Raw genomic sequence first — 25796 nt, 5'->3', positions numbered from 1 at the left:
GTCCACCCCTTCGCGTTCTCTTACGGCACTACAACCCTGGCTCCAGCCGCCCCCGATCCACATCCCCAGGACATGTAGTGCACCGAGCACAAAAGATCTCGGCAGGCATGGGATTCGCTGCTCCGGCGCCGGAAAGTGCTCGATTGGGGGGACGAGATGCGGGGACGCGAACGGGAATGGAGCCAGGTCGAGGGGCTATTTCGTACGCTGGAACAAGGCGGGACCGGCACGCTACTCGTAGACGGTGAACCCGGGGTGGGCAAGAGCAGGCTGCTGAACGAAGCCGCCGATGCCGCTCCCCACCACGGCATCGGCGTGATCCGCGGCAGCGTGGAGGAGCTCGGCGAACTCGTTTCGTGCGGCTTCCTGCTGGAAGCCCTCGACCTCCCGTTCGAGGCAGAGTCCGTCGGCTCACCGGCGCACCTGCTGGACCGCCTGACGAAGGGCTTCCTAGAGCGGGCCGGAGCGCCGGTGCTGGCCGTGTTCGACGACCTGCACCGGGCCGAACCTGCGACGCTGCGGACCGTCCGTCTCCTACACGACCGGCTGACGACCCAGCCCGTCGGCTGGCTGCTGAGCGGCTCGACCGCCGGGAACGACGCCCGGGCCGCCTGTCTGTTCGGCCTCCTGGAGCGGAACGGCGCCGCGCGGGTGACGCTCGCGCCGCTCTCGCCGGAAGCCGTCGCGGAGCTGGCAGCGGACATGCTCGGGAGGCCGCCCGATCCGACGACGCGTGCGCTGGTGGCCGGTGCCGGGGGCAATCCTCTGCTGATCACCGAGTTGCTTGCCGGCCTGCGCGTCGAAGGCCGCCTCGACGCGTCCTGTGGTGCCATGTCACGTGCCCATTTGCCCGCCCGGCTGCGAACGGTGGTGCGACGCTGGACCGATGCCCTGGGCGGGGAGGCCAGAAGCCTGATGGAGACGGTCGCCGTGCTCGGTGGGCCGCTACCGATCGAGCAGGCCGCGTCGCTGCTCGGCACCACACCGGCCGGCTTGCTCTCCGCCATCGAGGAAGCCACGGCGGCGGGCATTCTCGACGTCACGGGGCGTGGGCTCGCCTTCCGCTACGAGCTGATCGGGACCGCCACCGCCACATGGGTTCCTCCGCCAATACGGGATGCACTGCTGAGCCAGTCCGGCGCTCTCACAGACCTCGAACCGGCGGGCGCCCCTTTCACCGCTTCGGCCGCTGCCGTCCACGCGGCGGTCGCCGATGGGCGGCTGGAGGAGGCCGAGAACATGGTCCAGGAACGTCTCGCCGGCAATCGCTCCGCACAGAACGTGGCGGAACTACGATGCCTGCTCTCGGACATCATGTACCGGACCGGCAGAGGCGACGAGGCGATCCACGAGGCCGACAGCGTGCTGGCCCTCCCGGCCCGCTGGCATCACGTGCGTGACCGCGCGGTCGTCGTGAGGCTGTACGCCATGACACGCCTGCAAGACGAGTACGTACGGGCGTACGCGGAGGAGATCATCGACGGCGAATCCGGGCACGGTCCAACCGTCATGGTGGCCGCGCTGACCGCCCTCGCCACGATCGAGCGGGACGAGGGCAGGCTCTCCAACGCCGTTGCACTGGCCGAGGACGCCTGGCGGCTGGCCAGCGAGGACCGGCCGGACGAACGCCGCTACGAGGCCTGTCTCACCATCGCGGCGATGCTCATCGATGTGCGCCGCCTCGACGAGGCGCGGGCAATGCTCCAGCAGGCACGCACGGACATGCTCGCTCATGACCATCTGGCCTGGGTAGCGGACGTCGCGGCATTGGAGGCTCGCGCCGAGTTCGCCGCGGGCCGGTTCGACGGTGCGATCACCGAAGGGAGGAGAGCCCTGAGCCTCGCCGCCGTTCACAACATCCCGCTGGCAGCCGAGGTGGCCAGCGGCATGCTCGCCGCCGTCGCTCTCCGACGGGGCGACCTGCGAGAAGCGACGCGACGTGTCGCGGCCCCCGCAGAGGGATCGAGCGAAGCGCGTGCGCGGCACGCGCTGCTGGCAGCCCAAGTCACCGAGGCGCGCGACGGCCCTCGGAGCGCGATGGCCTTGCTCACGAGTCTCTGCGGCCCGCTGCAGCAGCCGTCTTCGCTGCTCGCCATGGATCCGACGGTGAGCGCGTGGATGGTCCGGGTCGCCATGGGCGCGGGAGACCGTGCAACGGCCGAGTCCATCGTCACCATGGCGGAGTCCCTCAGCCAAGCCAGCTTGGGATTTCCGATGTTGGCCGCGTCCGCCGCGCACGCCCGGGGCCTGCTCGACGGCGATCGCGAGGCCCTCACCCGCGCTGCCGAGCAGATCGAGGACATATGGGCGCGGGCCTCGGCCGAGGAGGATCTTGGCGTGCTGCTGAAGGCCGTCGGGGAGCAGCAGGAGGCGATCACCAGTTTGGATCGAGCCTTGGCGATCTACCATGACATCGGGTCCACCAGGGATGCGGCACGCATCCGCCGGAAGCTGCGCGGCATGGGAGTGCGCCGCCGCCACTGGCACAACACTCCGCGGCCCGCTTCCGGCTGGGACAGCCTCACGGAAACCGAGGATGCCGTCGCCCTGCTCGCCGTCGACGGACATACCAACCGGCAGATCGCCGAGCAGATGTTCCTCAGCGTCCATACAGTCGCGTTCCATCTGCGGCACGTCTACCGCAAGCTGAACATCGGCTCCCGCGTCGAGCTCACACGCCTCGCGGTGGCGCAGGAACGGGTCGGCCCCGACCGGTCGCACGATGAGAGCGAAAACTGAGCCGCCGAAACTACACGAGTTGGGGATGCGACCGCCCAGCGCGCCGACAAGAGTCAGAACTGTAAATACCGAACCCGAACCTCCATCCCAGGAGGGACCGATGGCACTGCTGGCAATGCGCCGCAGGGGCGGCGAGACATACCCGATACGCGAGTTCGAGGACGTCTACGACCGGCTGGGGCAGCTGATGAATGCAGCCCTGGGAGAGTTCGCCGAAGAGAGGTCCACAGGCGTGTGGACTCCCACGGCTGACATCTCGGAGACCGAGGACTCGTATGTCGTGGAGGTCGACGTCCCCGGCGTGAAGAAGGACGAGATAGACGTTCAGCTCTCCGAGCGCGAACTGATCGTCACCGGGCAGATCGAGGAGCACGAGAGTCAGCGGCGGCACCGCAAGACGCGCAGGACCGGCAGGTTTGAGCTGCGCACGCTGCTCCCGGGGGAGGTCGACGCAGAACGGGTCGAGGCGCGCCTGTCCGACGGCGTGCTCACCATCACCGTTCCGAAGGCGGCGGCTGCCAAGCCCCGGCACATCGAGGTGACCGCCTGAGGCGGGGAAAGGAGCAGCCGTGACCGTCGCGCCGACCGGTTCCATCACGGCCCACAGGGAACGGCTCGCCACTTACCACACGTACCAGGAGGCGCAGAAGACCGTCGACTACCTGTCGGATCACGGCTTCCCCGTGCATGGGACATTGATCGTGGGCGTGGGGCTGCGCTCAGTGGAGCACGTCGTCGCACGGATGACGTACCTCCGCGCGGCCGGCTGGGGCGCGCTGAGCGGAGCCTGGTTCGGCCTCCTCATCGGCCTGTTCTTTGGGATCTTCGCGACGACGGCCGCGTCCATGGTCGCCCTGGTCCTGTGGGGACTGCTGGGCGGCGCGGTCGCCGGGGCGATCTTCGGCCTGATCGCGCACGCGGCACACGGCGGCCGAAGGGACTTCATCTCCGAGACCGGCCTAGTGGCCGACAAGTACGAGGTCCTCGTCGACTCCGAGCACGCGGCCAGGGCCCAAGAGCTTCTCCGGAAGGCGAACGAGCAATGGCGAAAGCAGTAGGCATCGATCTCGGTACCACGAACTCGGTGATCGCCGCCACGGTGGACGGTCACCCCACGGTGATACCCAACGCTGAAGGCTCCCGGACGACGCCGTCCGTGGTGGCGTTCACCGATCAGGGCGAACGGCTGGTCGGCCAGCTGGCCCGCCGCCAGGCCATCCTCAACCCGAAAGGAACGATCTATTCCGCCAAACGCTTCATCGGCCGACGCTACGACGAGATCCAGAGCGAGCAGCACGCCGTCTCCTTCGACGTCGTGGAGGGGCCCCAGGGAGCCGTGCGCTTCCAGGTCGGCGACAAGCAGTATGCGCCGGAGGAGGTCTCTGCGCTGGTCCTGCGTAAGCTGGCCGCCGACGCGGCGAAGTACCTCGGCGAGAAGGTGACCGAGGCGGTCGTCACCGTTCCGGCGTACTTCAACGACGCCCAGCGCCAGGCGACCAAGGACGCGGGGCGCATCGCGGGGCTCGAGGTGCTGCGGATCATCAACGAGCCGACCGCCGCCGCCCTGGCGTACGGGCTGGACAAGAAGTCCAACGAGACCGTGCTGGTCTTCGACCTGGGCGGTGGCACCTTCGACGTCAGCATCCTGGACATCGGCGAAGGCGTGGTCGAGGTCCGCGCCACCTCCGGCGACGGGCATCTCGGCGGCGACGACTTCGACCGCAGGATCGTCGACCACCTGGCCGACGAGTTCCAGCGGGACCAGGGCATCGACCTGCGCAACGACTCGCAGGCGCTGCAGCGCCTCTTCGAGGCGGCCGAGAAGGCCAAGGTCGAGCTCTCCGAGGTCACTCAGACCACGGTCAGCCTGCCGTTCATCACGGCGGACGCCTCCGGACCCAAGCATCTCAACACCACGCTCATGCGGTCCACCTTTGAGAAGATCACCACCGACCTTGTCGAACGCTGTATCCATCCCGTCGAGCAGGCGATGGAGGACGCCAAGCTCAGGCCCGCGGACATCGACGAGGTCATCCTCGTCGGCGGATCCACCCGGATCCCTGCCGTCCAGACCCTCGTCCGCAGGCTCACCGACGGCAAGGACCCCAACATGACGGTGAACCCGGACGAGGTGGTCGCCATCGGAGCGGCGGTCCAGGCGAGCATCATCAAGGGCGAGGTGCAGGACGTCGTGCTGCTCGACGTCACACCGCTCTCACTCGGTGTCGAGACGATGGGCGGGCTCATGACCAAGGTCATCGAGCGCAACACCACTATCCCGGCCCGCCGGACCGAGACGTTCTCTACGGCGGAGGACAACCAGAGCGCCGTGGACATCGTGGTCCTGCAGGGTGAGCGGGAGCGCGCCGCCGACAACCGAGTGCTCGGGCGTTTCCGTTTGGAGAACATCCGGCCCGCGCCACGAGGGGTGCCGCAGATCGAGGTCACCTTCGACGTCGACGCCAACGGCATACTCAACGTTTCCGCCCGGGACAAGGACACCGGGGCCGAGCAGCGGATCACCATCAGCGAGAGCTCCAACCTGGACAAGTCGGAGATCGAGCGGATGGTGGCGGACGCCGAGCAGCACCGTGACGAGGACACCAGGCTCCGAGAGACCATCGACGCTCGCAACGAGCTGGACTCGGTCGCCTACCAGGTGGAGCGCCGGCTACAGGAGCTCGGGGACACCGTACCCGTGCACGAGAAGGCACGTGCGGAGCAGCTCATCGAGGAGGCCCGCCAAGCGATCAAGGAAGAGGTGCCGATCGACCGGCTGCGGTCACTCAGTGGCGAACTGCAGCAGGTGTACCACGGACTCGGCGCCGCCGGTGGCCGGCCAGAGACGCCTGGGGTGCCTCCCCAGGCTCGGGAGGAAAGCGCCCCGGGCGCCGGCGACGACGTAATCGACGCGGAGTTCTCCACCTCGGAGCCCGATTGACATGAACGAGAACGTACCCGATGTCCGGAAGGAACCCCGTGAGGAGAGTGCCGCCGCATCTGCGGAGACAGACGCCAAACTCGCGGAGCTGGAGGACCGGTGGCTGCGCGCCGTCGCAGACTTGGATAACCTCCGCAAGCGGATCGCCCGCGACAACGAGCGGCTGCGGGCCGAGGAACGCGCCAGGGTCGCCGCCGCGTGGCTGCCTGTCCTGGACAATCTCGAGCTCGCGCTGAGCCATGCGTGCCGCGACGACGACGCGAAGGCGGTGCTCGACGGTGTGCGAGCGGTGCGCGACCAAGCCGTCGCCGTCCTGTCCAACCTGGGCTACCCACGACAGGACGAGACGGGCGTCGTCTTCGACCCGGCGCGCCACGAGGCGGTGGCCGCCGTCGAACGGGCCGGTGTCGAGCCTGGCAACGTCGTGGAAGTGCTGCGGCCCGGCTACGGCGAGGGTGAGCGGCAACTGCGGCCCGCAAGAGTCGCCGTCGCGAAGAAGGCGGGATGATGGCCACACGGCGGGACTTCTATGAGGTGCTCGGCGTGGACAGGAACGCCGACGCGGACGAGATCCAGCGCGCTTACCGCAAGCTTGTGCGCGCCTACCACCCGGACGTCAACAAAGATCCGGGGGCAGAGGACAGGTTCAAAGAGATCTCGGAGGCCTACGCTGTGCTTTCTGATCCCGAGCAGCGTCGCCGCTACGACGCCTTCGGCCACGATTTCCGCCAGGTGCCGCCCCACGTAGACCCCGCGGACTACGCCCGCGCAGGCACGCGCGCTTCGGGCGGCACCTGGCGGTCGTCACCGGCCGAAGGCTTTGGGTTCGGCACAGACGTTGACCTGGATGACCTGCTCAGCGGCATGTTCGGCGGCCGTGGCAGGCAGCGCTGGGGCCCTGTGCCCGGTGCAGACCAGGAGGCGCAGCTCACGCTGACCGTCGAGGAGGCCTACCGCGGCGGCCGTCGCGGAATCACACTGCCCGGTGGCAGGCGCGTGGACGTCACGATCCCGCCGGGGGTCACGAACGGGCAGCGCATCAGGCTCGCCGGGCAAGGCGGGCGAGGAAGCGACGGAGCGCCGCCAGGCGATCTGCACCTGATCGTGCAGATCGCCGACCATCCCCGGTATCGCGTGGAGGGCCGCGACATCCACACCACCCTGCCGCTCGCTCCTTGGGAGGCGGCACTGGGCGCTACGGTGCCCATCGACACACCAGGCGGCGAGGCGAAGCTGAAAGTGCCGCCGGGCACGTCCAGCGGCCGTCGCCTGCGCTTGAGAGGGCGCGGCATGCGCAACCCGAGCGGCCCCGCGGGTGACTTCTTCGCGGAAGTCCGGATCATGGTGCCGGCCACGCTCACCGACGAGGAGCGACGCCTGTTCGAGCAGCTCGCTGCCGCATCGCGGTTCGACCCGAGGAGGCGCTCGTGATCTACGCATTGGTACGCCCGGCCCGGCTGGACCTCGATTCCTACGCGCGGGTCACGGGGCTGCACCCGGAGATCGTCCGCCGGCTGGTAACGCTCGGACTGCTGGAGCCGGACAGGGATGCCAGGGGGGAGCTGTGCTTCACCCCCTCCCAGGTCATGGCGGCCGCCCGCATTCAGCGGCTGCACGAGGGCCTGTCCATCAACTACGCCGCGATCGGCGTGGTGATCGACCTCCTCGACCGGATCGCGGAGCTCGAGACCGCCCTGCGCGGCCCTTCGCCACGACGCTAGGGGGATGGGAATGGACCCGAACAAGATGACGCAGAAGTCGCAGGAGGCCCTGCACGACGCCCAGACCAAGGCGCTGCGGCACGGTCACACCGAGGTCGATGGGGAGCATCTCCTGCTGGCCCTGCTCGACCAGCCCGATGGGCTGACACCTCGGCTGCTGCAACAAGCAGGTGCCGACACGCAACGTCTTGGCGCCGATCTAGAGGCGGAGCTGACGCGCCGTCCCAAGGTCAGCGGCCCAGGCACCGCCCCTGGCCAGGTGTTCCTCACTCAACGCCTGGCCCGGCTGCTCGACGCCGCGGACCGGGAGGCGAGCCGGCTCAAGGATGAATACGTTTCGGTCGAACACCTGCTGTTGGCCCTGATCGAGGAGGGCTCCACGACTGCGGCAGGACAGCTGCTGCACGGCCAGGGTGTGACCAGGGACCGGTTCCTGGAGGCGCTCACCGCCGTCCGGGGCAACCAGCGGGTCACCTCGGCCATGCCCGAGGTCGCCTACGAGGCGCTGGAGAAGTACGGGCGAGACCTGGTCGCCGACGCCCGGGCGGACAAGCTCGATCCGGTGATCGGCCGTGACGAGGAGATCCGGCGGGTGATCCAGATCCTGTCCCGCAAGACCAAGAACAACCCGGTCCTGATCGGCGATCCCGGCGTCGGTAAAACGGCCGTCGTCGAGGGGCTGGCCCAGCGCATCGTCCGCGGCGACGTGCCCGAGGGATTGCGTGACAAGACCATCTTCAGCCTGGACATGGGCTCGCTCGTGGCGGGAGCCAAGTACCGCGGGGAGTTCGAGGAACGCCTCAAAGCCGTGCTGAACGAGGTGAAGGCGGCGGAGGGGCGGATCCTGCTGTTCGTGGACGAGTTGCACACTGTGGTCGGTGCCGGGGCGACCGAGGGTGCCATGGACGCGGGCAACATGCTCAAGCCGATGCTGGCCCGGGGCGAGTTGCACATGATCGGCGCGACCACGGTGCAGGAGTATCGCCAGCACATCGAGAAGGACGCCGCCCTGGAGCGGCGGTTCCAGCCGGTACTGATCGACGAGCCCTCGGTCGAGGACGCTGTGTCGATCCTGCGCGGCCTGCGCGAGCGGCTGGAGGTCTTCCACGGCGTGAAGATCCAGGACAGCGCGCTCGTCGCCGCGGTCACGCTGAGCCACCGCTACATCGCCGACCGGTTCCTGCCGGACAAGGCCATCGACCTGGTCGATGAGGCGTGCGCGATGATCCGTACCGAGATCGACTCCATGCCGGCCGAGCTCGACGCGCTCACCAGGAAGGTAATGCGGCTGGAGATCGAGGAGGCCGCGCTGGCCAAGGAGGACGACCCCGCGAGCCGGTCCCGTCTGGAAGAGCTCCGCAAGGAGCTGATCGCCTCGCGTGCCGAGGCCGAGGCGATGCGGGCACAGTGGGAGGCCGAGCGGTCGGCCCTGCGCAAGGTGCAGAGCCTGCGGCAGGAGCTGGAGAGCGTGCGGCGGGAGGCCGAACAGGCCGAACGTGCCTACGACCTCAACCGCGCCGCCGAACTGCGCCACGGCCGGCTCCCCGAACTGGAACGCCGGCTGCACGCCGAGGAGGAGCGGCTCGGTACCCGGCAGAACGGCCACCGGCTGCTGCGCGAGGTCGTCACGGAGGACGAGATCGCGTCCATCGTCTCCCGCTGGACCGGCATCCCCGTGACCCGGCTGCAGGAGGCGGAGCGGGACAAACTGCTCAAGATCGATCAAATCCTGCACGAACGTGTCATCGGGCAGGAGGAGGCCGTGCGGCTCGTGGCCGACGCCGTCATCCGCGCTCGCTCCGGCATCAAGGATCCTCGGCGCCCCATCGGATCGTTCCTGTTCCTCGGACCCACCGGGGTCGGCAAGACCGAGCTCGCGAAGTCCCTCGCGGCGGCCCTGTTCGACACCGAGGACAACATGGTGCGCATCGACATGAGCGAGTACCAGGAGCGTCACACCGTCAGCCGGCTCGTCGGTGCTCCGCCGGGCTACGTCGGTTATGAGGAGGGCGGTCAGCTCACGGAGGCGGTGCGGCGCAAGCCGTACTCGGTGGTGCTGTTCGACGAGATCGAGAAGGCCCACACGGATGTGTTCAACACGCTGCTGCAAATCATGGACGACGGGCGGCTGACCGACGCGCAGGGCCGCACGGTCGATTTCCGCAACACCGTGGTCATCATGACCTCGAACATCGGCTCCCAGCACCTGCTGGACGGGGTCACCGCCGACGGGGAGATCAAGCCTCAGGCACGCGAGAGCGTGATGGGGGAGCTGCGCCGGCACTTCCGGCCCGAGTTCCTCAACCGGGTCGATGACATCGTGCTGTTCAAGCCGCTGACCGAGGCCGAGATTGAGCGCATCGTCGACCTGATGTTCACCGACATCAGAAACCGCCTGGCCAGCCGCCGGCTCACCCTGGAGGTCACCGAGGACGCACGCCGGCTCATCGCCAACCAGGGCTACGACCCCGTCTACGGTGCCCGGCCACTGCGCCGGTTCATCGCCCGCGAGGTGGAGACCAGGATCGGACGCGCCCTGCTCGCTGGCGACGTGCCTGACGGGTCAACCATCACGGTCGGTGCTGACAAGGGTGAGCTGAACGTCACCTTCTATCCGCCTAGGACCTGACATGCACACCGTGAACTGCGCCAACTGCGGCAGACCCAACAGGGTCCCGGACGCCTACCGAGGCAGGCCCCAGTGCGGGATCTGCCACCAGCCGCTGCCGTGGATCGCCGACGCTGACGACAGCACCTTCGCCGAGGTCGCCGAACAAGCCGACCTTCCCGTCCTGGTCGACTTCTGGGCACAGTGGTGCGCCCCGTGCCGGACAGTCACCCCGGCACTCGAACAGCTCGCTCGCGAGATGGCGGGACGGCTCAAACTCGTCAAAGTCGACGTGGACGGCTCTCCGGCCCTCGCCCGCCGATACACGATCACGGCCGTCCCGACGCTCATGGTGCTGCACGAGGGCCGCGTCGTGGCGCAACGCGCAGGCGCGCCGCCCGCGCCGCAGTTGCGCGAGTGGGTCGAAGACACAGTAGGGGCACCGTCATGACGGCCTCGCCGGCCGACGTGGTCCAGACGCCTGACCTGTGCGGGGCCTATCCCCGGCTGGACGAGCATCAGATCGCCGAGCTGTCGCGGCACGGCGAGCGGCGATCCGTGTCCCCGGGCGACATTTTGCACCGGGAGGGCGAGCAGCTCCGTGAGTTCATCGTGATCCTGCAGGGCAAGGTGGCCGTGGTCGAGGGGTACGGCGCGAAGGAGCGGACGATCGCCGTCCACGGCACCGGACGATTCCTCGGCGAGCTCGGCCTCCTCACCGGCCAGGCGGGATTCGTGACCGCGGTCGTGCGGGAGCCCGGCGAGGTGCTGGCCGTGCCGGCCGACGAGATACGGACGATCGTGGCGGGCGATCCAGCGCTCGGCGACCTCATCCTGCGGTCCTACCTGACCCGCCGCACCCTGCTGATCGGTCTGGACGCCGGGTTCCGCATCATCGGCTCCCGATACTCACCCGATGCCCGGCGGTTGTGCGAGTTCGCCGCACGCAACAGGATCCCTCACCGGTGGATCGACCTGGAGGAGGACGAAGCCGCGGACGCGCTCCTGCGCGAGCTGCGCTTCTCCCCGCACGACACCCCGGTGGTGATCTGGCGCGGCGACCAGGTGCTGCGTAACCCGACCACCGCCGAACTGGCGAAGACCATCGGCCTGCTCGCCCCTGCGTCGAGCGCCACCGTATGCGATGTGGTCGTCGTAGGCGCGGGACCCGCAGGCCTGGCCGCCGGCGTGTACGCGGCCTCTGACGGCCTGACAACCGTCGTGCTCGATGCCGTAGCCGCGGGCGGCCAGGCGGGCACCTCGTCCCGCATTGAGAACTATCTCGGTTTTCCTACGGGGATCTCGGGCGCCGAGCTCGCCGAGCGTGCCGTCATCCAGGCGGGCAAGTTCGGCGCCCGCCTGACGGTCCCCGCCGAGGCGAGTGAGCTGGAACCGCGTGAGGGCCACTACGGCATCATCGTGGAGGGCGAGTGCGCCGTGAAGGCCCACGCCGTGATCATCGCGACCGGCGCCCGCTATCGGAAGCTTGATGTTCCCCATCTCGAAAAATTCGAAGGATCCGGCGTCTACTATGCGGCGACACCGTTCGAGTTGCGCATGTGCCGGCGATCGCCCGTGGTCGTCGTCGGCGGCGGGAACTCCGCGGGCCAGGCGGCGCTTTACCTGAACGGAAACGCGTCGTCGGTGCGCATGCTCGTGCGCGGCGGCGACGTACACGGGAGTATGTCCCGTTACCTCGCCGACGAGATCGACCGAACTCCCGGCATCGAAATCATGTACTGCACCGAGGTACGCGAACTGCTCGGAGACCGCACGCTACAGGCTGTTCGCGCGCAGAACACGCGAACAGGAGAACTCCTGGAGATCCAGACCAGCGCGCTGTTCGTTTTCATCGGAGCCGAGCCGCACACTGAATGGCTCAAGGGGACCGTCCCGCTGGACGACCGCGGCTTCATTGTCACGGGTCAGGGCACGTCGCCCTGGGGTACCCCCCTTTCCCTGGAAACCGGGCATATGGGCGTATTCGCCGTCGGCGACGTTCGCAGCGGCTCGGTCAAGCGGGTCGCGTCCGCAGTCGGAGAAGGTGCCATGGCGGTACGCCTGGTGCACGAGAGATTCACCACCACAGGCACTCAATAGGAAGGACGGTGATCCACATGCCCGTGATCGCAGTTTCCAGATTCGAGCACTTCTTTCGCGCCGCCGCGGGACTCGACGTGGACAAGGCCGATCTCAAGCGCTACAGCGACTTCGTCAACCGCAAACTGTACGACATGCTCATTGTCGCCGAGGCCGCCGCGAAGTCGAACCGGCGCGACATCATCCAGTTCTGGGACCTGCCCATCACCAAAGGACTGCAGGAGAACATGCACGACTTCCGGGACCTGGACGAGGAACTGGACCTGACATCGATCCTGGCGGAACTCGCGGCGCTGCCTCCGCTGGATCTGTCGCTCAGCGAAGAAACCGAGGCTCGGCTGCCGGCCGTGGCGGGTGGGCTCTCCGTGGCGCTCGCCAGGGCGATCAGGGTCATGGGGCCTGATCGTAAGAATCCGGGAAGCGAGGAGTGGACACGCACAATCCGTGTCTTCGACCTGCTGCTATGACGAGATTCGGCGCTTTGCCGCTGCCTCCGCTCGCCACGCGATCGGATGGCGGCTGCTCGGATACAGGCAGGCCTGGCCCCACACCACAGGGAGGATGGGCTCGAGCGCGATAGGTAGGAGATGTGTTCGAGAAAGGAGGACGCCATGCGTCACAACGGTCTGCGTACCGCGGCGCTGCTCGGCGCCCTGTCTACTCTGATCATCCTGGCGGGGTGGTGGCTCAGCGGCAGCACCGGAATACAGATCGCCGTCCTGGTCGCGCTCGTCAGCAACGGTGTCGCCTACTTCTTCTCCGACAAGATCGCACTGTCGGCGATCATGCGCAGCCTGTCGGCCCCGGTGACTGGCCCGCGCTGCACCAGATGGTCCGCGAACTGTCGGAGGAGGCGCGCCAGCCCATGCCCCGGCTGTACATTTCGCCGAATTCTGCAGCCGAACGCGTTCGCCACCGGGCGCAATCCGCGTCATGCCGCAGTCTGTGTGACCAGCGGGATCATCCAGATGCTGAACGAACGCGAGTTGCGCGCTGTCCTCGGGCACGAACTGTCGCACGTCTACAACCGCGACATCCTGATCTCCTCCGTGGCAGGGGCCCTGGCCACGATGGTCACCTACCTGGCCTACATAGCCGGGTTCTTCGGCGGGGGAGACGATGACGAGGGTCCCGGCCTCCTGGGGGCCCTCCTGATGATGGTCCTCGGGCCGGTGGCGGCCGGGATGATCCAGATGGCCATCTCCCGGGCACGGGAGTATCAGGCCGACGAGTCCGGCGCCCGGCTGGCCCGTGACCCGATCGGGCTGGCCAGCGCGCTACGGAAGATCCATGCGGGCACCCGGCAACTGCCGCTGCCGGAGACCGGCCGGCTCTCCTCGACCTCGCATCTCATGATCGCCAACCCGTTCCGTGGCGGGGGCATCGGGAGGCTCTTCTCCACCCACCCACCGATCGCCGACCGGATCGCACGGTTGGAGGCCATGGCCGGTTACCGCCGCTGATCTGGCTGTGCTCGGGGCCGACGGGTAATTTCCCGGTGTCGGAAGGGCGAGAGCGAGGTCAGCGACGGCGAGCGTGCGCTGGACTCGCACGTCAAAAGGGGTGGCGTCGGCCCGTCCTATGACACTCTGGTGCAGTGAGGGCAGCGTGGGAGCGTCGCGGACGGCGGATACTTTCCTTGCGGCTAGTTTTGATGTGCGTCCTGCTCGGTGCCGTGGCCGGCGGGGGCGTCGCGCTCATCGGCGCCCCTGAACTGTTCTTCTTCGTCACTTGGGATGTGGCTGTTTCCCTCGTCCTGGCGTGGGCGTGGCTGATCAGCTGGTCGCAGGACCACGAGGGGACCAAGCGCATCGCCGAACAGGAAGGTGGGACACACACCACCGACACGGGCATCCTGATCGCTGCGGTGGCCAGTCTCGCGGCTGTCGTGGCGGCCCTCCTCCGCCCGGGCAGCGATCAGGACCCTGTTGCCGCAATCGCGGTGATCTTGAGTTTGGTGACCGTGGTCCTGTCCTGGACTTTGACGAACACCGTTTTCGCCCTCAAGTACGCACGCTTGTACTATGTCGAAATTGAGGGAGGCATCGACTTCCGGCAGGAGCAGCCGCCGAGCTATAGCGACTTCGCCTACACGGCGTTCACCGTGGGGATGGCTTACGGAGTATCGGACAATGTGCTGGCCAGCACCCGCATCCGGAAAGTCGCCTTTGGGCACGCCCTGCTTTCCTATCTTTTCGGCACCGTCGTTATCGCGGTGTCGGTCGGTCTCCTCGCCGATCTGGGGCAGCGATGAGCCCGTGTCGATGCCTGACGATCTCGAACAGGTCACCCTGAAGCGCCGAGACAGTACTGGACGAGGCTGGTCGACAGCACCAGCGAACGGTCCCGCATACGCCCAGGTAGTACGAGGCGCGGTTCCTGCGTCCCTCGGGTTCAACGGACACTGGGCATGCTTTGGGCCTCCGAGGGGGCGGCACGGGGCAGGGAGATGGTCATGAGACGAAGAACCCGCGTCGTGATCGTGGGAGCCGGTTTCGCCGGGCTGGCCGCGGCGCGAACGCTGGCCAAGGCAGGTGCGCTGGTCACGCTGATCGACCACAACCCGTACTCGACCTTCCAACCCCTGCTCTACCAGGTGGCTACGGCCGGGATGAGCATGTCCGACGTGTCATACCCCATCAGGACCTACGCCGCCAAGTGGCCGAACGTGCGCGCCCGCCGCGGTGCACTAAGCAAGGTGCTGCCCGAGAAGCGGCGCGTGGAGTTGGATGACGGAAGCACGCTGGACTACGACTTTCTCGTGCTGGCCACCGGTGTGACCACCAACTGGTACGACGTGCCGGGCGCGCCGGAGAACGCACAGCCGCTCTATTCGCTCAACGACGCGGCAGCGTTGCGGCGGCGGCTCCAGCACTGTCTGGAGGACGCGGTGGCGGGCCGGCGCGACAGCGTCCATGTCGTGGTGGTGGGCGGGGGCTCGACCGGGGTCGAGATTGCCGGGACGCTGGCCGAACTGCGGCGGCGCACGCTGCCGCTGACGCATCCCGAGATTCGTCCCGACCAGACGAGCGTGACGCTGGTGGAGCGCTTCGACTTCGTGCTGGCGCCGTACAGGCCGCTGCTGCGAAATGCGGCGGCAGGCGCGCTGCGCAAGCGAGGGGTGCGACTGCGGCTGGGCACCACCGTGGCATCCGTGGAACCGGATGCGGTGGGGATCGTCGACGGGACGCACGTGCCGAGCGACGTGACCGTGTGGGCGCTCGGCGTGACTGCGCCCGCCTACGTGGCGGAATGGGGGCTGCCGCAGACCAAGGGCGGCAGGATCAGGGTCACCGAGGCTTTGAGTGTGCCGAAGCATCCCGAGATCTTCGTGGCCGGCGACCTGGCCGGACCGCCCGAGCAACTGCCGCAGCTCGCTCAGCCGGCGATCCAGATGGGAAAGCACGTGGGCAAGCAGGTCCTGGCTGCGGCTCAGGGACTACCGTTGCGGCCGTTCTCGTACCGGGATCCGGGGATCATGGCGACCGTGGGCCGGGCCGAGGCCGTGTTGCAGTTGTCCAACGGATTGACCATGCGTGGGTGGCCCGCGTGGCTGGTGTGGATCTTCATTCATGTGGCGTACCTGCTGGGCGGACGCAACCGGATCACCGTGCTGGTCAACTTCTTCTGGCGGTACGCCGGTCCGCGCCACGCCGCCACCAGCGTCAGTGAGTGAGCGCCGCCGGCAGGGCGGCCAGGTCACCAGCTTGGAGACCGTCGCGGCGCAGCCGAAGCCGGGCCGGGCGGGCTCGCCAGGGCCACGGCCCTGGCCGTCCCCTCGCCCTCTGCCCCCTGTTGTTCTTCCGCCGTAGGATCAGCGCCGGCCGAGTTCAGGCAGACTTCCGCTGTGACCACCCGCGCGACATCGGGTGGCATGCAGGTCGGCGTACTCCGCACGGGCGGCTTCGGGATAGCCGCCGTTCGTCGTTTAGGCCAGGGCGATAGAGCACCCGGTCAGAGTGTCGTCGGCAAGACCGGGCGACCTGGCACGCCGGGGTCGGCGGCGAAGAGGGAACCCGCCTCCGGCTGCTCAGCGCGGTCCACGTCCCGCGCCGAGGTGGTGATGAACAGGCGGTCCAGATTCTCGCCTCCGAAGGCGACCGAGGTGACCTTGCGCACCGGCAGGCCGACGATCGCGTCGAGGCGGCCGCCGACGTCGTAGCGGTGGACGGCTGCTCCCTGCCACAGCGCCACCCACACTCCGCCCTCGTCATCGACTGTCAGGCCGTCCGGAGCCCCAACCTCCCGGTCGATGAATACGAACGGGCGGCGCCCGCTGAGCCCGCCCTCCGGATCATAGTCGAACACGTCCACGCGCCCGGTCGCGGTGTCGGTGTAGTAGGCGAGGGAGCCGTCCGGGCTGAAGTCGAAGCCGTTGGAGATCGTCACCTCGGGCAGGACCATCCGCAGCGTCCCATCGGGTTCGGCCACGTAGAACGAGCCGCGTCCGGGACTCTCGTCGTAGGCCATGGTGCCAATATAGAAGCGGCCGTCGGGGTCGCAACCGCCCTCGTTCATCCTGATCGCAGGGTCAGTCCACGCCTCGCCGAGCGAGCGCAGCGGGGCGTCCAGGTCATCGGAGTCGGCCAGCAGCAACTCGCGTTCTGCCGCGACCACGTAGCCTCCCGACACGCGCGGCCGTACGACAGCGGCGACCTTTGCCACATGGCGGCGGCGCACGTTGCCGTCGAGGTCGAGCATCAGCACGTCGCCGGCCAGCATGTCGACCCACCGCAGTCCGCCCCACCGGCCAGACCAGACGGGCCCTTCCCCGTGCTCGGCGACGGGGTCGGTCACGGGGTACGAGGCGATGGTCATGCCGATCTCCTTGACAAGTCTCACGGGACATGTGCCGCGCATGCTGCCAGAACTGTCGTAGCCGACCACGTACCTCACCAAGCGGTGTCGCGGCGGCTCAGCCTCGTTCACCGACGCCACCGCGAAGTCCACCATGGAGATCGGAGACCTGCCCTGTGCATCGGCCAAGTGGGCAAGGGCGCGGGCGGATACGGGATGGCGGCACGATGCTTCTATGGCGTGTCAAGCGAGGGCGGACGATTCGGTTACTGGCGCCTGAGGGCGGATGATGATCTTGTAGAGCTGGCGGGCGACGTATCGCTTCAGACAGCGGATGATTTCTCTCTTGGACAGCCCGTCGGTGGTTCTGCGCTCAACGTAGGCACGGGTCGATGGATCGCAGGACATACGAGACAGCACGATGACGTACAGGGCGCGGTTAGCCTGCCGGTCGCCGCCACGGTTGAGCCGATGGCGTCGGGTTTTGCCGCTGGATGCGGGGACGGGCGATACCCCGCATAGGGCCGCGAACGATCCCTCGGAGCGCAGTCGATCGGGGTTGTCGCCGCAGGTGGTCAGCAGCTGTGCGGCGGTCTCCACACCCACGCCTAGGGTGGTGAGCAATTCGGGCCGGGCCTGCTCGATCAGCGCCTTCCACTGGTTGTAGGTGGCGTCGATCTCGGCGCTGAGGGCGCGGTAGCGAGCAGCGAGGTACCGCAGCGCCGCCTTGACGCTCTGAGCGGGGTCCGCCAGATCGGCGGACGGCCTTAACCGGAGGCAGGCATCGACGAGCCGGGCCTTCTTCAGACCGGCCAGCTGCTCGCGGAGCTCTGCCGGGGCGGTGACGATCAGCGCCTGCAGCTCATTGATGCAGGCGGTGCGCGCCTTCACCGCGCCGGCGCGGACCACATGCAGCACACGGATCGACTCGGCCACCCCGTTCCCGCTCTTCGGGACGGCGCCGGCCCTCTCCGCCAGGACAGCTTCGGCAGCGGAATAGGCGTCCAGTGGATCAGACTTACCCTTGGCCCTGCGCTGCTGCCGGTCAGGACGATTGACCTCGATCACCTTGACCTTCGCGCTGCTCAGGTGGCGAGCCAGAGCGGCACCGTAGGAGCCGGTACCTTCGACTCCCACCGCATGCAGCCGGCCGAAGGAACGCATCCACTGCAGCAGGTTCGCGTATCCCGCTCTGGTCGCCTGGAACTCGCGATCGGCCACCCGGCGTCCGTTCATCAACACCACCGCGGCGTGATGAGTGTCAGCATGCGTGTCGACCCCGCCCACGATTCGACGCGCCTTGGGCTTCTTGAACTCCGTCATGTGCATCCTCACCGGCTCAGGGATATCCGAAGGCGGTGCGCGCCGGGGTGGCCGAGCAGGCAGACCAGTGACGGGACGGATTCTCTCGCCGAGGCTTCCATCAAGCCACACACGGCCAGCCCGACACACACCTTTGGGAGCGCTTCCCCGTAAGAGGCGACAGATCGTGCCGATGGCACCAGGAGGACCAGGGCCAGGTAAGACAAGGGTCAACCTCAGGGGAGAACACATCCTGCCCCTGCAGCGATATCCAGTGGCAGTCGTTCCCGATGGCACCAGTCTCACTGGTCAGACAGCAACGAGGCTCACGGTTGGGCATCAGATCTTGGTCGGCTGCTGTCGGACCAAGGCCTCCCATCCGCCCACTGTCCTTCCTGCACCAGCCACGACCCACCATTTACCGGGATGGACGCTGAGAGGGTCTCATGCCGGTCAGCGACGTCGGCACTCGATCCACCGCCGTGTTCTCGAAGGCCTGGTGAGGGCAAAATGCCACTCGAAAACGGAGCGCCCGCTACCCGACGCGGGCATGCTCGCGATAGAAGGTGAAAGACGACCCGGAAGCACCAGGTGGGGCACCACGTCTGAGGGTGCGGTGATGGCATTTTCCGCCGCGAGGCGATGGCTGGACAGGTGGGCTGACCTAGTCCCCGGCTTGGGCCGATGGCGGCGGCGGGGGCTACGCCGCTGGGTGCGGCGTGAGAGGCAGTTGCTGATGCCGACGGTGACGGTCACCGTCGGCTGCCTGGTGGCTTGGTGGATCGCCACCGTACTGATCGGCTCACCTCAGCCGGTGCTCGCTCCCACCGGCGTGCTGCTGTCGGTGACAGCGACCGCCTACAGCACCCTGGTCCAGGCCGTCCAGCAGACCATCGCGGTGCTGGTAGGACTGGCGGCTGCAATCGGCTTCGTGCAGGTGTTCGGCACCAGCGCCGCCACCATGGCCATCCTGGTCGCGGTCGCGCTGGTGGTCAGCAGAACCGTCGGCATACCCTGGCAGAACACGCAGGCGCCCATCACCGCCCTACTCGTGTTCGCCCTGGGCCGCGAGTACGGCATGGCGCGGCTGTTCGACATTGTCATCGGCGCCGTCGTCGGAGCCACGCTCATACTAGTGATTCCGCCCCGTCACGTGGGCCGGGCCATCAAGGACATGGCCGACCTGGCCGATAATCTCGCCGACCTTTGCTCCGAACTGGCGGAAGGCGTCAGGCAACCCTGGACCGCCCACCAGGCACAGAAGTGGCTGGCCCGCGCCAGACGCCTGTCCATCAGGCTGCGTTCGGCCCACGAGAGCGCCGAACGAGCCAATGAGTCCCTGCGTTTCACCCTACGTCGGGCGCGAACCCGCCAGCGCCTGCGCCGCATCATGCAGGCAGTCGCGTGCCTGGAGCACGCCTGCCTGCAACTGCGCGGCGTCGCCCGTGCCCTCGCCGATCTGGCTGCCGGGGTTCGCGGCCTGCCAGGACAGCACGAGACCAGCAGTTTTCCCCAGGTCTTCGCCGACCTGCTGGATGCGGTCGGGAAGGCTTACGCCTGTTTCGAGCAACTTCTGGTCGTCCCTGGCAACGGCGAGGACCTGCTCCGCCTGCGCGCCGCCGTAGCGGAAGGCGAGCACCTCGAACGCGCTGCCCGCAGGCAGCTGGCAGAGATCGATCCGCATTCACCCCTCTGGACGTTGTACGGCGCGCTGCTCGAGGACTGCGTCCAACTGCGCTATGAGGTCGATCCCGACGGCGGGCCGCATCGCGACGCGATCCTCCCACGCGCTCGTGAACAAGCAGCCTGGTTCACGTCACGTCGGCGACACTAACCTTCCGCCGTCCGGCGGCTGCAGCAGGTGCTCGGCCGCTCTTCGCCATCCATTGTCTACGAGGATCGAACACAACCTCGACGTAGTCCGTCAGGCAGAGTGGATCACCGCGTGCGGCAAGCCGTGGCTCGGGATCGTCCCATCCCGTCACACCAGCGACCAGGTCCCCAGTCGTCACACCGAGGCCCCGTGGTGTCCCTCGCCGGTGGGACACCACAGCCGTACTGAGCGGGTCAGCCCATCTCCTCCAGCTTGCGGCCCTTGGTCTCCCTGATCCATCTGGCGACGAAGATGAACGACAGCAGCGCCATGACGGTGTACCCGGCGTAGGTGAGCGGAAGATTCCACTCCGCGAGCGCCGGGAACGAGACCGAGATCAGCCAGTTGGCGAGCCACTGGGCCGCGGCGGCGACGCCCAGGGCTGCGGCGCGGATACGGTTGGGGAACATCTCGCCGAGCAGCACCCAGACCACCACGCCCCACGACAGTGCGAAGAACAGCACGAACGTATTGGCGGAGACGAGCGCGATCAGTCCCTGCGGGTCCGGCAGCGTAACCCTGCCGCCGGTCACCCTGGCCGCGCTGAACGCCCACGCCGTGGTGGCCAGCGCGATCGTCATCCCCACCGAGCCGATCATGAGCAGTGGCTTGCGGCCGATCTTGTCCACCAGCGCCATCGCGATCAGCGTGCCGATGATGTTGATGATCGAGCTTGAGAAGCTGATCAGCAAGGACTCGCTCTGGTTAATGCCGACCGACTGCCACAGTACGGTCGAGTAGTAGAAGATCACGTTGATGCCGACGAACTGCTGGAAGGCCGACAGAGTGATGCCGATCCAGACGATCGGCAGCAGCCCGAGCGCCGGGCCGCGCAGGTCCTTCATCCCCGGCACGCCTTCGGCGCGCACCACGTGCTGAATCTCCGCGATGCGCTCGTCGAGGTCCACGTCTTCACCCTCGATCTCAGTCAGCACCTCGCGCACCTGCCGGGTGCGGCCCGACATGATCAGATAGCGGGGCGATTCGGGGAGTTTCAGTGCGAGCAGCAGATACAGCAAAGCTGGGATCGCGCAGGCACCCAGCATCCACTGCCAGGCCTGCAGCGGCCCCAGGTGGTTGCTGACGTTGCCGCCGGCGATGCTGGCGATTACGTAGTTGACGAGCTGTGAGACGGCGATGCCGAGCACGATGGCCAACTGCTGGAACGAGCCCAGCCGGCCGCGGTAGGCGGGCGGCGCCACCTCGGCGATGTACGCGGGCGCGAGCATCGACGCCATGCCGATCGCGAAGCCCGCGATCACCCGCCAGAAGCCGAGATCCCAAACCGTGAACGGCAGCATCTGCCCGATCGAGCTGATCATGAACAGCAGCGCCGCCACCTGCATGGACCTCGTACGCCCCAATTGGTCGGCCAGCCTTCCGCCCGTCCAGGCGCCCGCGGCCGAGCCCAGCAGCGCGATCGCCACCACGACCCCGGTTTCGACCGGTCCCACCCGGAAGTGGTTCTGGATACCGACGACCGCGCCGTTGACGACGGCGCTGTCGTACCCGAACAGAAATCCGCCGACGGCCGCGGCCGCCGCGATGAACACGACATGTCCCAAGCGCTCTTGACCGGCTCGGTTAAAGATCATGAGAGTTCCCCCTGATGGGGGCATACCCATCAGGTCACTCTCAGTAGCAGACTTGGGGAGTTCCGCTACGTGGTGAGGTCGATGACGACCTTGATGTCGTCCCCAGGCTCGAGAGCCTCAAGTGCGCGGTCCAGCGGCACCCGCCGGGTGATCATCCGTTCGAGCCACCTCCGATCGGCCTCGGCCAAGAAGGTGGCCGCGGCCCTGAAGTGGCGCAGGTTCGCGTTCACGCTGCCGAAGACCACGTCGTTCTCCAGCACGATCTCCCGGTTGATCATTCCGGGGTCCACCCGATGCTCGCGCCCCCCGGGCGCGAGCCCGCACAAGCACAGAGTGCCCGCCGCCGCAGTCATCGTCATGGCTTCGATGACGAGCCTCCCCGCACCGGTGCACTCGATGATGACGTCGGGTTTGTGCTGGTGGAAATCCACTAGGGACGTGCCCGAGTGGTAGGTGCCGCCCAGGTCGGAGACCATTCTCGACTTGAGCCCTCCTTCAGGAGCACGGTCCAGCACGTGCAGCTCGAGCCCTCGCTGTCGCCCCAAGAACGCGGCCAGCAGCCCGATCGGCCCCGCTCCCGTCACCAGCAGCATGTGCGGCTCGAACCAGGCCCGCGTGCCGATCCTGTCGATCTGCTCCCACGCCTTGGCGACCACGGACATGGGCTCAGTCAGCATGCCGACGCTCTCCAGCGACGGATCCAGGCGCGCGACGTGCGCGGCCTCAACCGTCCAGCGCTCGCTCCCGTACCCGTCGAGCTCCTTGATGCCGCGCTCGGTGTAGCGGCCGTTTCGGCACATGTCGAACTCGCCACGCAGGCACGCCCCGCACGGCACCGGATCGGGGCGGCGTACGACACCCGCCACCAGGTCGCCAGGCGAGAATGCGGAGCCCGCTGGCGCCTCCAACACCCGGCCGAGCGACTCGTGCCCCATGACCATCCGGTCCTTGCCTGGCGGCGGCCAGCCATACACGGCGGCGGCCAGCTCCCTGTCCGTCCCGCAGATGCCCAGGGCCAGCCCTTGGACAAGCAGCTCCCCCGTGCCCGGGTTGGGGCCGGGCACCTCCTGCACCTCCAGCGTCCCCTTCTTGCCTGGCGCAAATGTCAGCGCACGCATCTGCAACACCCCCGGACTGGTCCCTACCCCGGACGTTCAGGAGAATACGTACCGCGCCCGCGAGTGGGACACCCGTGCAGGATCGATCGAGAAGGTTAGCGTCCACGGCACGGCGCTCGGCGCGACAGCGCCTTCGGACCCGTCGTCCTCGTCGGGATCGGCGGCGTGCAGGCCGAGCTCTACCGGGACGTCGCACTCGCTCTCGCGCCCATCGGGGTGGGTGAGGCCCGTCGCCTCGTAGAGTCGCTCGCCGGCCTGCCCCTGCTCACCGGATTTCGCGGCCGGTCGGCCGTCGACCTCGATGCGGTCGCCGAGAGCGTCGCGGCCGTGTCCCGTCTCATCGCACAAGACGCCGGTGTCGTCGAGTGCGAGGTCAACCCACGCCGCGCCGGCCCTGACGGTGCGATCGCCGTCGACGCCCTCGTCCTTGCCGCCTCAACCCCAGTGAAGGATGCCACTCCATGATTGAGAAGTCTCCGCTCGCCGAGTTCACCGACCAGGTCGCCGTCGTCACGGGTGGCGGTTCGGGCATTGGCCGTGCCATCGCCGTGCGCTACGCCGCCGGGGGAGGGAACGTCGTCGTCGGCCGCCGAGCAGAGCCTCTGGAGGAGACGGCCCGCATGATCGAGGACTTCGGTGTCAGCGCCGCCGTCGTCACCTGTGACGTGCGCGACGCCGACGCACTCACGGCAGCGATCGACGGCGTCGCGGCTGAGCACGGACGCATCGATGCGATGGTGAACAACGCGGCCGGCAACTTCGTGTGCCCGGCCGAGAACCTCTCGCCCGGCGGCTGGCGTGCCGTGGTGGACATCGTCCTCAATGGCACCTTCTACGGCACCCGCGCCGCGGGCCGCCACATGCTCGAAGCCGGCCGGGGCGCGATCCTGAACGTCATCGCCAGCTACGCCTGGCACGGGCACCCAGGAACCGTCCACAGCGCCGCGGCGAAGGGCGGCGTCCTCGCTATGACGCGCACGCTCGCCTCCGAATGGGGCGGACGCGGGGTGCGGGTCAACTGCATCTCCCCGGGCCCCACGGAGACGGAGGGGGCCGGTGCCGCACTGTGGCCGACCGAGGAGGACCGGCGCCGCGTGCTCGGCAGCGTCCCCGCGAACCGGTTCACCACCCCGGAGGAGGTGGCCGAGTCGGCGGCGTTCTTGCTTGACCCCCGGCGTGCTGCTTACATCACCGGCGACGTGCTCTCGGTCGACGGCGGCCAATGGCTCGGCAAGGTCATCTACTCCGATTCCTCGGCACGGGCATGAGAGTCCGGCAGAGAGGCGTGTGCTGGTCCAGGACATAGGAAACCCAGGACCCGCCATCGCCAACTACGCCAAAGAGCCTCCTCGGAGTCTCTTATCACGGACGCGCTCACCCTGCTGGACCAGTTGGCCGGCCACGACCTGGACGAGCTCGGCGCGGATGCGGTCGGCCTCATGGCATTGATCGCCTGCTAAGACGTCGAACCCGCCGATGGGGACCCGCTGCAGCCGTGACCAAGGGTCCGCACCTGGCCGACAAGCAGCCCAACCTCGGCGAAGCATCCGTCGTGCTTCGGGCACACCAGGCGAGGCGGCGTGGCTGGCCACGACCGCTCCCGACAAGCTCACCGCTGATCCACTGCCGCCGGTTCTCGGCCTGTCCGGCGGCAATCATGCCAACGGGCCCTGCCCCCGACGTGTGGACATCTTGAATACCGGATGATGGAGATCCGGAGACAAGGAGTTCCACGTGGCGATGAAGTCGTACCCGCCGGAGTTCAAGGCGGACGCCGTCGCGTTGTACCTGTCCGATCCGGGACGGACGCTGGCCTCGGTGGCCGACGATTTGGGGATCAGCCGGGAGACGCTGCGTAACTGGGTGCGTCAGGCGCAGGCGGACGGCACCGCGGGCGCGAAGGAGCGGGGCCCGGTGAGGAAGCCGGCACGTGGCCCGCTATCGTCCGACGACGTGCTGGAAGAGGAGAACAAGCAGCTCAAGGCCCGGATCCGGGAGCTGGAGCTGGAGCGCGACATCCTGCGCCGGGCGGCCAAATATTTCGCCGGAGAGACGAACTGGTGAGCCGCTTCGAGTTCGTCGAGGACCATCGGGACGCCTTCGGCGTGAAGCGGCTGTGCCGGGTCTTGAAGGTGTCCCGCTCAGGGTTCTACCGGTGGATCAAGGCGGCGCCGGCCCGGGCCGAGTTCGCCCGGACCGGCGCCGCGATCCCCGCTCTGGCCGCCGTCGGCGTCTGCACGATGACCGAGGCCGCCCGCTTCCTGCCGGTCGCTCCCCGTACGCTGGCCGGCTGTTGCGCCGTCGCCGACATCCCGCTCGACGGCCATCACGACGCGCTCATCGACGCCCGGGCCGCCGCCGAGCTCCTGCGCCACTACCTCAGGCTCGCGCACCCGGACGCGCCCTGGGCCCACGTCCTCCACTCCGCCTCCGCGCTGACCTGGCCGGCCATCCCGCGTACCGACACCGACCCGGTACGGCGGGGCGTGTCCGCCGAGCGCGACACCCATTTCCTCGCGCGGCTGCTGGACAGGCTGCCGCGCGCCTCCGACACGGTCCGCGCCGACCCCTACTTCACCCTGCTCGACCAGGTACTTCTCGACCATCACATCTCGGCGGCCGAAGCCGACGCGTTGATCGCCCTGGCCGCCCAGCTGGACCTCAGCCGGGCCGATGCCGTCCGCCTGCACCCTGACTACCTGAGCGCGCTGGCTCACGCGGCCAAGGCCGACGGCATCGTCACACCTCCGGAACGCGGGGAGCTCGGTCGGGTAATCCGGCCGCACCTTGGCGACCATCCGCACCGCTCGGCGGCGCAGCTCGGCGGGATAGGGAGACTTACCAGGCATGGACTCGATCCTCTCAAGAGATCAAGTGGTGTGTCCCGGTTTGAGTGGAGTTGGGTTACTGGATTCTTGTGCCACTTGATGAGAGGAAAGTGGCATGGGACGACGGGGCTATCCGCCGGAGTTCCGGCGCAAGGTGCTGGATCTGCTCGAGGC

General features: G+C 68.0%; 20 protein-coding genes and 2 pseudogenes. 18 read left to right on the top strand and 4 right to left on the bottom strand.

Annotated elements, in window-relative coordinates; all coding sequences use genetic code 11:
* Window positions 1-156: 156 nt before the first annotated feature.
* The 14 genes and pseudogenes from ABD999_RS19645 to ABD999_RS19580 all read left to right on the top strand — a co-directional run bounded on the left by ABD999_RS19645 (window position 157) and on the right by ABD999_RS19580 (window position 15785).
* A complete protein-coding gene (locus tag ABD999_RS19645) occupies window positions 157-2739 on the top strand; it encodes a LuxR C-terminal-related transcriptional regulator (RefSeq protein ID WP_271277810.1) in 2583 nt (860 codons plus the stop codon).
* Between the two features lie 100 nt (window positions 2740-2839).
* A complete protein-coding gene (locus tag ABD999_RS19640; protein WP_271277809.1) occupies window positions 2840-3289 on the top strand; it encodes an Hsp20/alpha crystallin family protein in 450 nt (149 codons plus the stop codon).
* 19 nt (window positions 3290-3308) lie between these two features.
* Window positions 3309-3797 carry a general stress protein gene (locus tag ABD999_RS19635; RefSeq protein WP_271277808.1) on the top strand — a complete coding sequence of 163 codons (489 nt, stop codon included), beginning with the start codon at window positions 3309-3311 and terminating at the stop codon, window positions 3795-3797.
* Window positions 3782-5680 (top strand): molecular chaperone DnaK, encoded by a 1899-nt coding sequence (dnaK, locus tag ABD999_RS19630; RefSeq protein ID WP_271277807.1) that lies wholly within the window; start codon window positions 3782-3784, stop codon window positions 5678-5680. The genes ABD999_RS19635 and dnaK overlap by 16 nt, the downstream gene beginning before the upstream one ends.
* Window position 5681: 1 nt before the next feature.
* On the top strand, window positions 5682-6188 hold the full coding sequence (locus ABD999_RS19625; protein WP_271277806.1) for a nucleotide exchange factor GrpE: 507 nt from the start codon (window positions 5682-5684) through the stop codon (window positions 6186-6188).
* Window positions 6185-7111 carry a DnaJ C-terminal domain-containing protein gene (locus ABD999_RS19620; RefSeq protein ID WP_271277805.1) on the top strand — a complete coding sequence of 309 codons (927 nt, stop codon included), beginning with the start codon at window positions 6185-6187 and terminating at the stop codon, window positions 7109-7111. The genes ABD999_RS19625 and ABD999_RS19620 overlap by 4 nt, the downstream gene beginning before the upstream one ends.
* Window positions 7108-7401: a chaperone modulator CbpM gene (locus tag ABD999_RS19615; RefSeq protein WP_271277804.1), complete on the top strand. Its 294-nt coding sequence runs from the start codon at window positions 7108-7110 to the stop codon at window positions 7399-7401. The genes ABD999_RS19620 and ABD999_RS19615 overlap by 4 nt, the downstream gene beginning before the upstream one ends.
* Before the next feature lie 10 nt (window positions 7402-7411).
* The gene (gene clpB, locus ABD999_RS19610; protein ID WP_271277803.1) at window positions 7412-10030 is read left to right on the top strand and encodes an ATP-dependent chaperone ClpB; all 2619 of its coding nucleotides are present in this window, start codon (window positions 7412-7414) and stop codon (window positions 10028-10030) included.
* A gap of 1 nt (window position 10031) precedes the next feature.
* A complete protein-coding gene (trxA, locus tag ABD999_RS19605) occupies window positions 10032-10460 on the top strand; it encodes a thioredoxin (protein WP_148032309.1) in 429 nt (142 codons plus the stop codon).
* On the top strand, window positions 10457-12109 hold the full coding sequence (locus ABD999_RS19600; protein ID WP_271277802.1) for an FAD-dependent oxidoreductase: 1653 nt from the start codon (window positions 10457-10459) through the stop codon (window positions 12107-12109). Before trxA ends, ABD999_RS19600 begins: the two co-directional genes overlap by 4 nt.
* 17 nt (window positions 12110-12126) lie before the next feature.
* Window positions 12127-12576 carry a DUF1931 family protein gene (locus tag ABD999_RS19595; RefSeq protein WP_271277801.1) on the top strand — a complete coding sequence of 150 codons (450 nt, stop codon included), beginning with the start codon at window positions 12127-12129 and terminating at the stop codon, window positions 12574-12576.
* A gap of 144 nt (window positions 12577-12720) precedes the next feature.
* Window positions 12721-13572: pseudogene (gene htpX / locus ABD999_RS19590) on the top strand (zinc metalloprotease HtpX).
* Between the two features lie 191 nt (window positions 13573-13763).
* Window positions 13764-14363, top strand: a complete 600-nt coding sequence (locus ABD999_RS19585) for a DUF1345 domain-containing protein (RefSeq protein ID WP_271277800.1) — start codon at window positions 13764-13766, stop codon at window positions 14361-14363.
* A 201-nt stretch (window positions 14364-14564) separates the two neighbouring features.
* Entirely contained in the window at window positions 14565-15785 is a 1221-nt protein-coding gene (locus ABD999_RS19580) for an NAD(P)/FAD-dependent oxidoreductase (RefSeq protein WP_271277799.1), read from the top strand.
* A gap of 278 nt (window positions 15786-16063) precedes the next feature.
* Here the strand turns inward: ABD999_RS19580 and ABD999_RS19575 are convergent, their stop codons facing one another.
* Window positions 16064-16927 carry an SMP-30/gluconolactonase/LRE family protein gene (locus ABD999_RS19575; protein ID WP_271277798.1) on the bottom strand — a complete coding sequence of 288 codons (864 nt, stop codon included), beginning with the start codon at window positions 16925-16927 and terminating at the stop codon, window positions 16064-16066.
* A gap of 222 nt (window positions 16928-17149) precedes the next feature.
* Window positions 17150-18229, bottom strand: coding sequence for an IS110 family RNA-guided transposase (locus ABD999_RS19570; RefSeq protein WP_271277797.1), 1080 nt, complete (start codon window positions 18227-18229; stop codon window positions 17150-17152).
* A gap of 715 nt (window positions 18230-18944) precedes the next feature.
* On the opposite strand from ABD999_RS19570, the gene ABD999_RS19565 reads away from it, so the two are divergent.
* On the top strand, window positions 18945-20042 hold the full coding sequence (locus ABD999_RS19565) for an FUSC family protein (protein ID WP_271277796.1): 1098 nt from the start codon (window positions 18945-18947) through the stop codon (window positions 20040-20042).
* A 233-nt stretch (window positions 20043-20275) separates the two neighbouring features.
* Here the strand turns inward: ABD999_RS19565 and ABD999_RS19560 are convergent, their stop codons facing one another.
* Window positions 20276-21676, bottom strand: coding sequence for a sugar porter family MFS transporter (locus ABD999_RS19560; protein WP_271277795.1), 1401 nt, complete (start codon window positions 21674-21676; stop codon window positions 20276-20278).
* Between the two features lie 65 nt (window positions 21677-21741).
* Window positions 21742-22794, bottom strand: coding sequence for a glucose 1-dehydrogenase (locus tag ABD999_RS19555; RefSeq protein WP_271277794.1), 1053 nt, complete (start codon window positions 22792-22794; stop codon window positions 21742-21744).
* A gap of 165 nt (window positions 22795-22959) precedes the next feature.
* Between ABD999_RS19555 and ABD999_RS19550 the strand changes: the two genes are divergently transcribed.
* From ABD999_RS19550 to ABD999_RS19540, 3 genes and pseudogenes are all read left to right on the top strand, one after another.
* Window positions 22960-23259 (top strand): acetate--CoA ligase family protein, encoded by a 300-nt coding sequence (locus ABD999_RS19550; RefSeq protein ID WP_271277793.1) that lies wholly within the window; start codon window positions 22960-22962, stop codon window positions 23257-23259.
* A complete protein-coding gene (locus tag ABD999_RS19545; RefSeq protein ID WP_271277792.1) occupies window positions 23256-24062 on the top strand; it encodes an SDR family oxidoreductase in 807 nt (268 codons plus the stop codon). Before ABD999_RS19550 ends, ABD999_RS19545 begins: the two co-directional genes overlap by 4 nt.
* Before the next feature lie 466 nt (window positions 24063-24528).
* Window positions 24529-24989, top strand: a pseudogene (locus ABD999_RS19540) (transposase); the annotation flags it as partial.
* Window positions 24990-25796 lie beyond the last annotated feature (807 nt).

It is taken from the genome of Nonomuraea ferruginea, from assembly GCF_039540635.1.
In the GTDB taxonomy this organism is placed as follows: Bacteria; Actinomycetota; Actinomycetes; order Streptosporangiales; family Streptosporangiaceae; genus Nonomuraea; species Nonomuraea ferruginea.
The sequence above is the reverse complement of the archived record's forward strand: the minus strand, read 5'-3'. Positions and strand labels throughout refer to the sequence as shown.

What these genes read in the sequence shown, in the direction of transcription:
- ABD999_RS19645 (WP_271277810.1), top strand. Translation starts at nt 157, where the DNA reads ATGCGGGGACGCGAACGGGAATGGAGCCAGGTCGAGGGGCTATTTCGT.
- ABD999_RS19640 (WP_271277809.1), top strand. Translation starts at nt 2,840, where the DNA reads ATGGCACTGCTGGCAATGCGCCGCAGGGGCGGCGAGACATACCCGATA.
- dnaK (WP_271277807.1), top strand. Translation starts at nt 3,782, where the DNA reads ATGGCGAAAGCAGTAGGCATCGATCTCGGTACCACGAACTCGGTGATC.
- ABD999_RS19625 (WP_271277806.1), top strand. Translation starts at nt 5,682, where the DNA reads ATGAACGAGAACGTACCCGATGTCCGGAAGGAACCCCGTGAGGAGAGT.
- ABD999_RS19620 (WP_271277805.1), top strand. Translation starts at nt 6,185, where the DNA reads ATGATGGCCACACGGCGGGACTTCTATGAGGTGCTCGGCGTGGACAGG.
- clpB (WP_271277803.1), top strand. Translation starts at nt 7,412, where the DNA reads ATGGACCCGAACAAGATGACGCAGAAGTCGCAGGAGGCCCTGCACGAC.
- trxA (WP_148032309.1), top strand. Translation starts at nt 10,032, where the DNA reads ATGCACACCGTGAACTGCGCCAACTGCGGCAGACCCAACAGGGTCCCG.
- ABD999_RS19600 (WP_271277802.1), top strand. Translation starts at nt 10,457, where the DNA reads ATGACGGCCTCGCCGGCCGACGTGGTCCAGACGCCTGACCTGTGCGGG.
- ABD999_RS19595 (WP_271277801.1), top strand. Translation starts at nt 12,127, where the DNA reads ATGCCCGTGATCGCAGTTTCCAGATTCGAGCACTTCTTTCGCGCCGCC.
- ABD999_RS19585 (WP_271277800.1), top strand. Translation starts at nt 13,764, where the DNA reads ATGTGCGTCCTGCTCGGTGCCGTGGCCGGCGGGGGCGTCGCGCTCATC.
- ABD999_RS19580 (WP_271277799.1), top strand. Translation starts at nt 14,565, where the DNA reads ATGAGACGAAGAACCCGCGTCGTGATCGTGGGAGCCGGTTTCGCCGGG.
- ABD999_RS19575 (WP_271277798.1), bottom strand. Translation starts at nt 16,927, where the DNA reads ATGACCATCGCCTCGTACCCCGTGACCGACCCCGTCGCCGAGCACGGG.
- ABD999_RS19570 (WP_271277797.1), bottom strand. Translation starts at nt 18,229, where the DNA reads ATGACGGAGTTCAAGAAGCCCAAGGCGCGTCGAATCGTGGGCGGGGTC.
- ABD999_RS19565 (WP_271277796.1), top strand. Translation starts at nt 18,945, where the DNA reads ATGCCGACGGTGACGGTCACCGTCGGCTGCCTGGTGGCTTGGTGGATC.
- ABD999_RS19560 (WP_271277795.1), bottom strand. Translation starts at nt 21,676, where the DNA reads ATGATCTTTAACCGAGCCGGTCAAGAGCGCTTGGGACATGTCGTGTTC.
- ABD999_RS19555 (WP_271277794.1), bottom strand. Translation starts at nt 22,794, where the DNA reads ATGCGTGCGCTGACATTTGCGCCAGGCAAGAAGGGGACGCTGGAGGTG.
- ABD999_RS19545 (WP_271277792.1), top strand. Translation starts at nt 23,256, where the DNA reads ATGATTGAGAAGTCTCCGCTCGCCGAGTTCACCGACCAGGTCGCCGTC.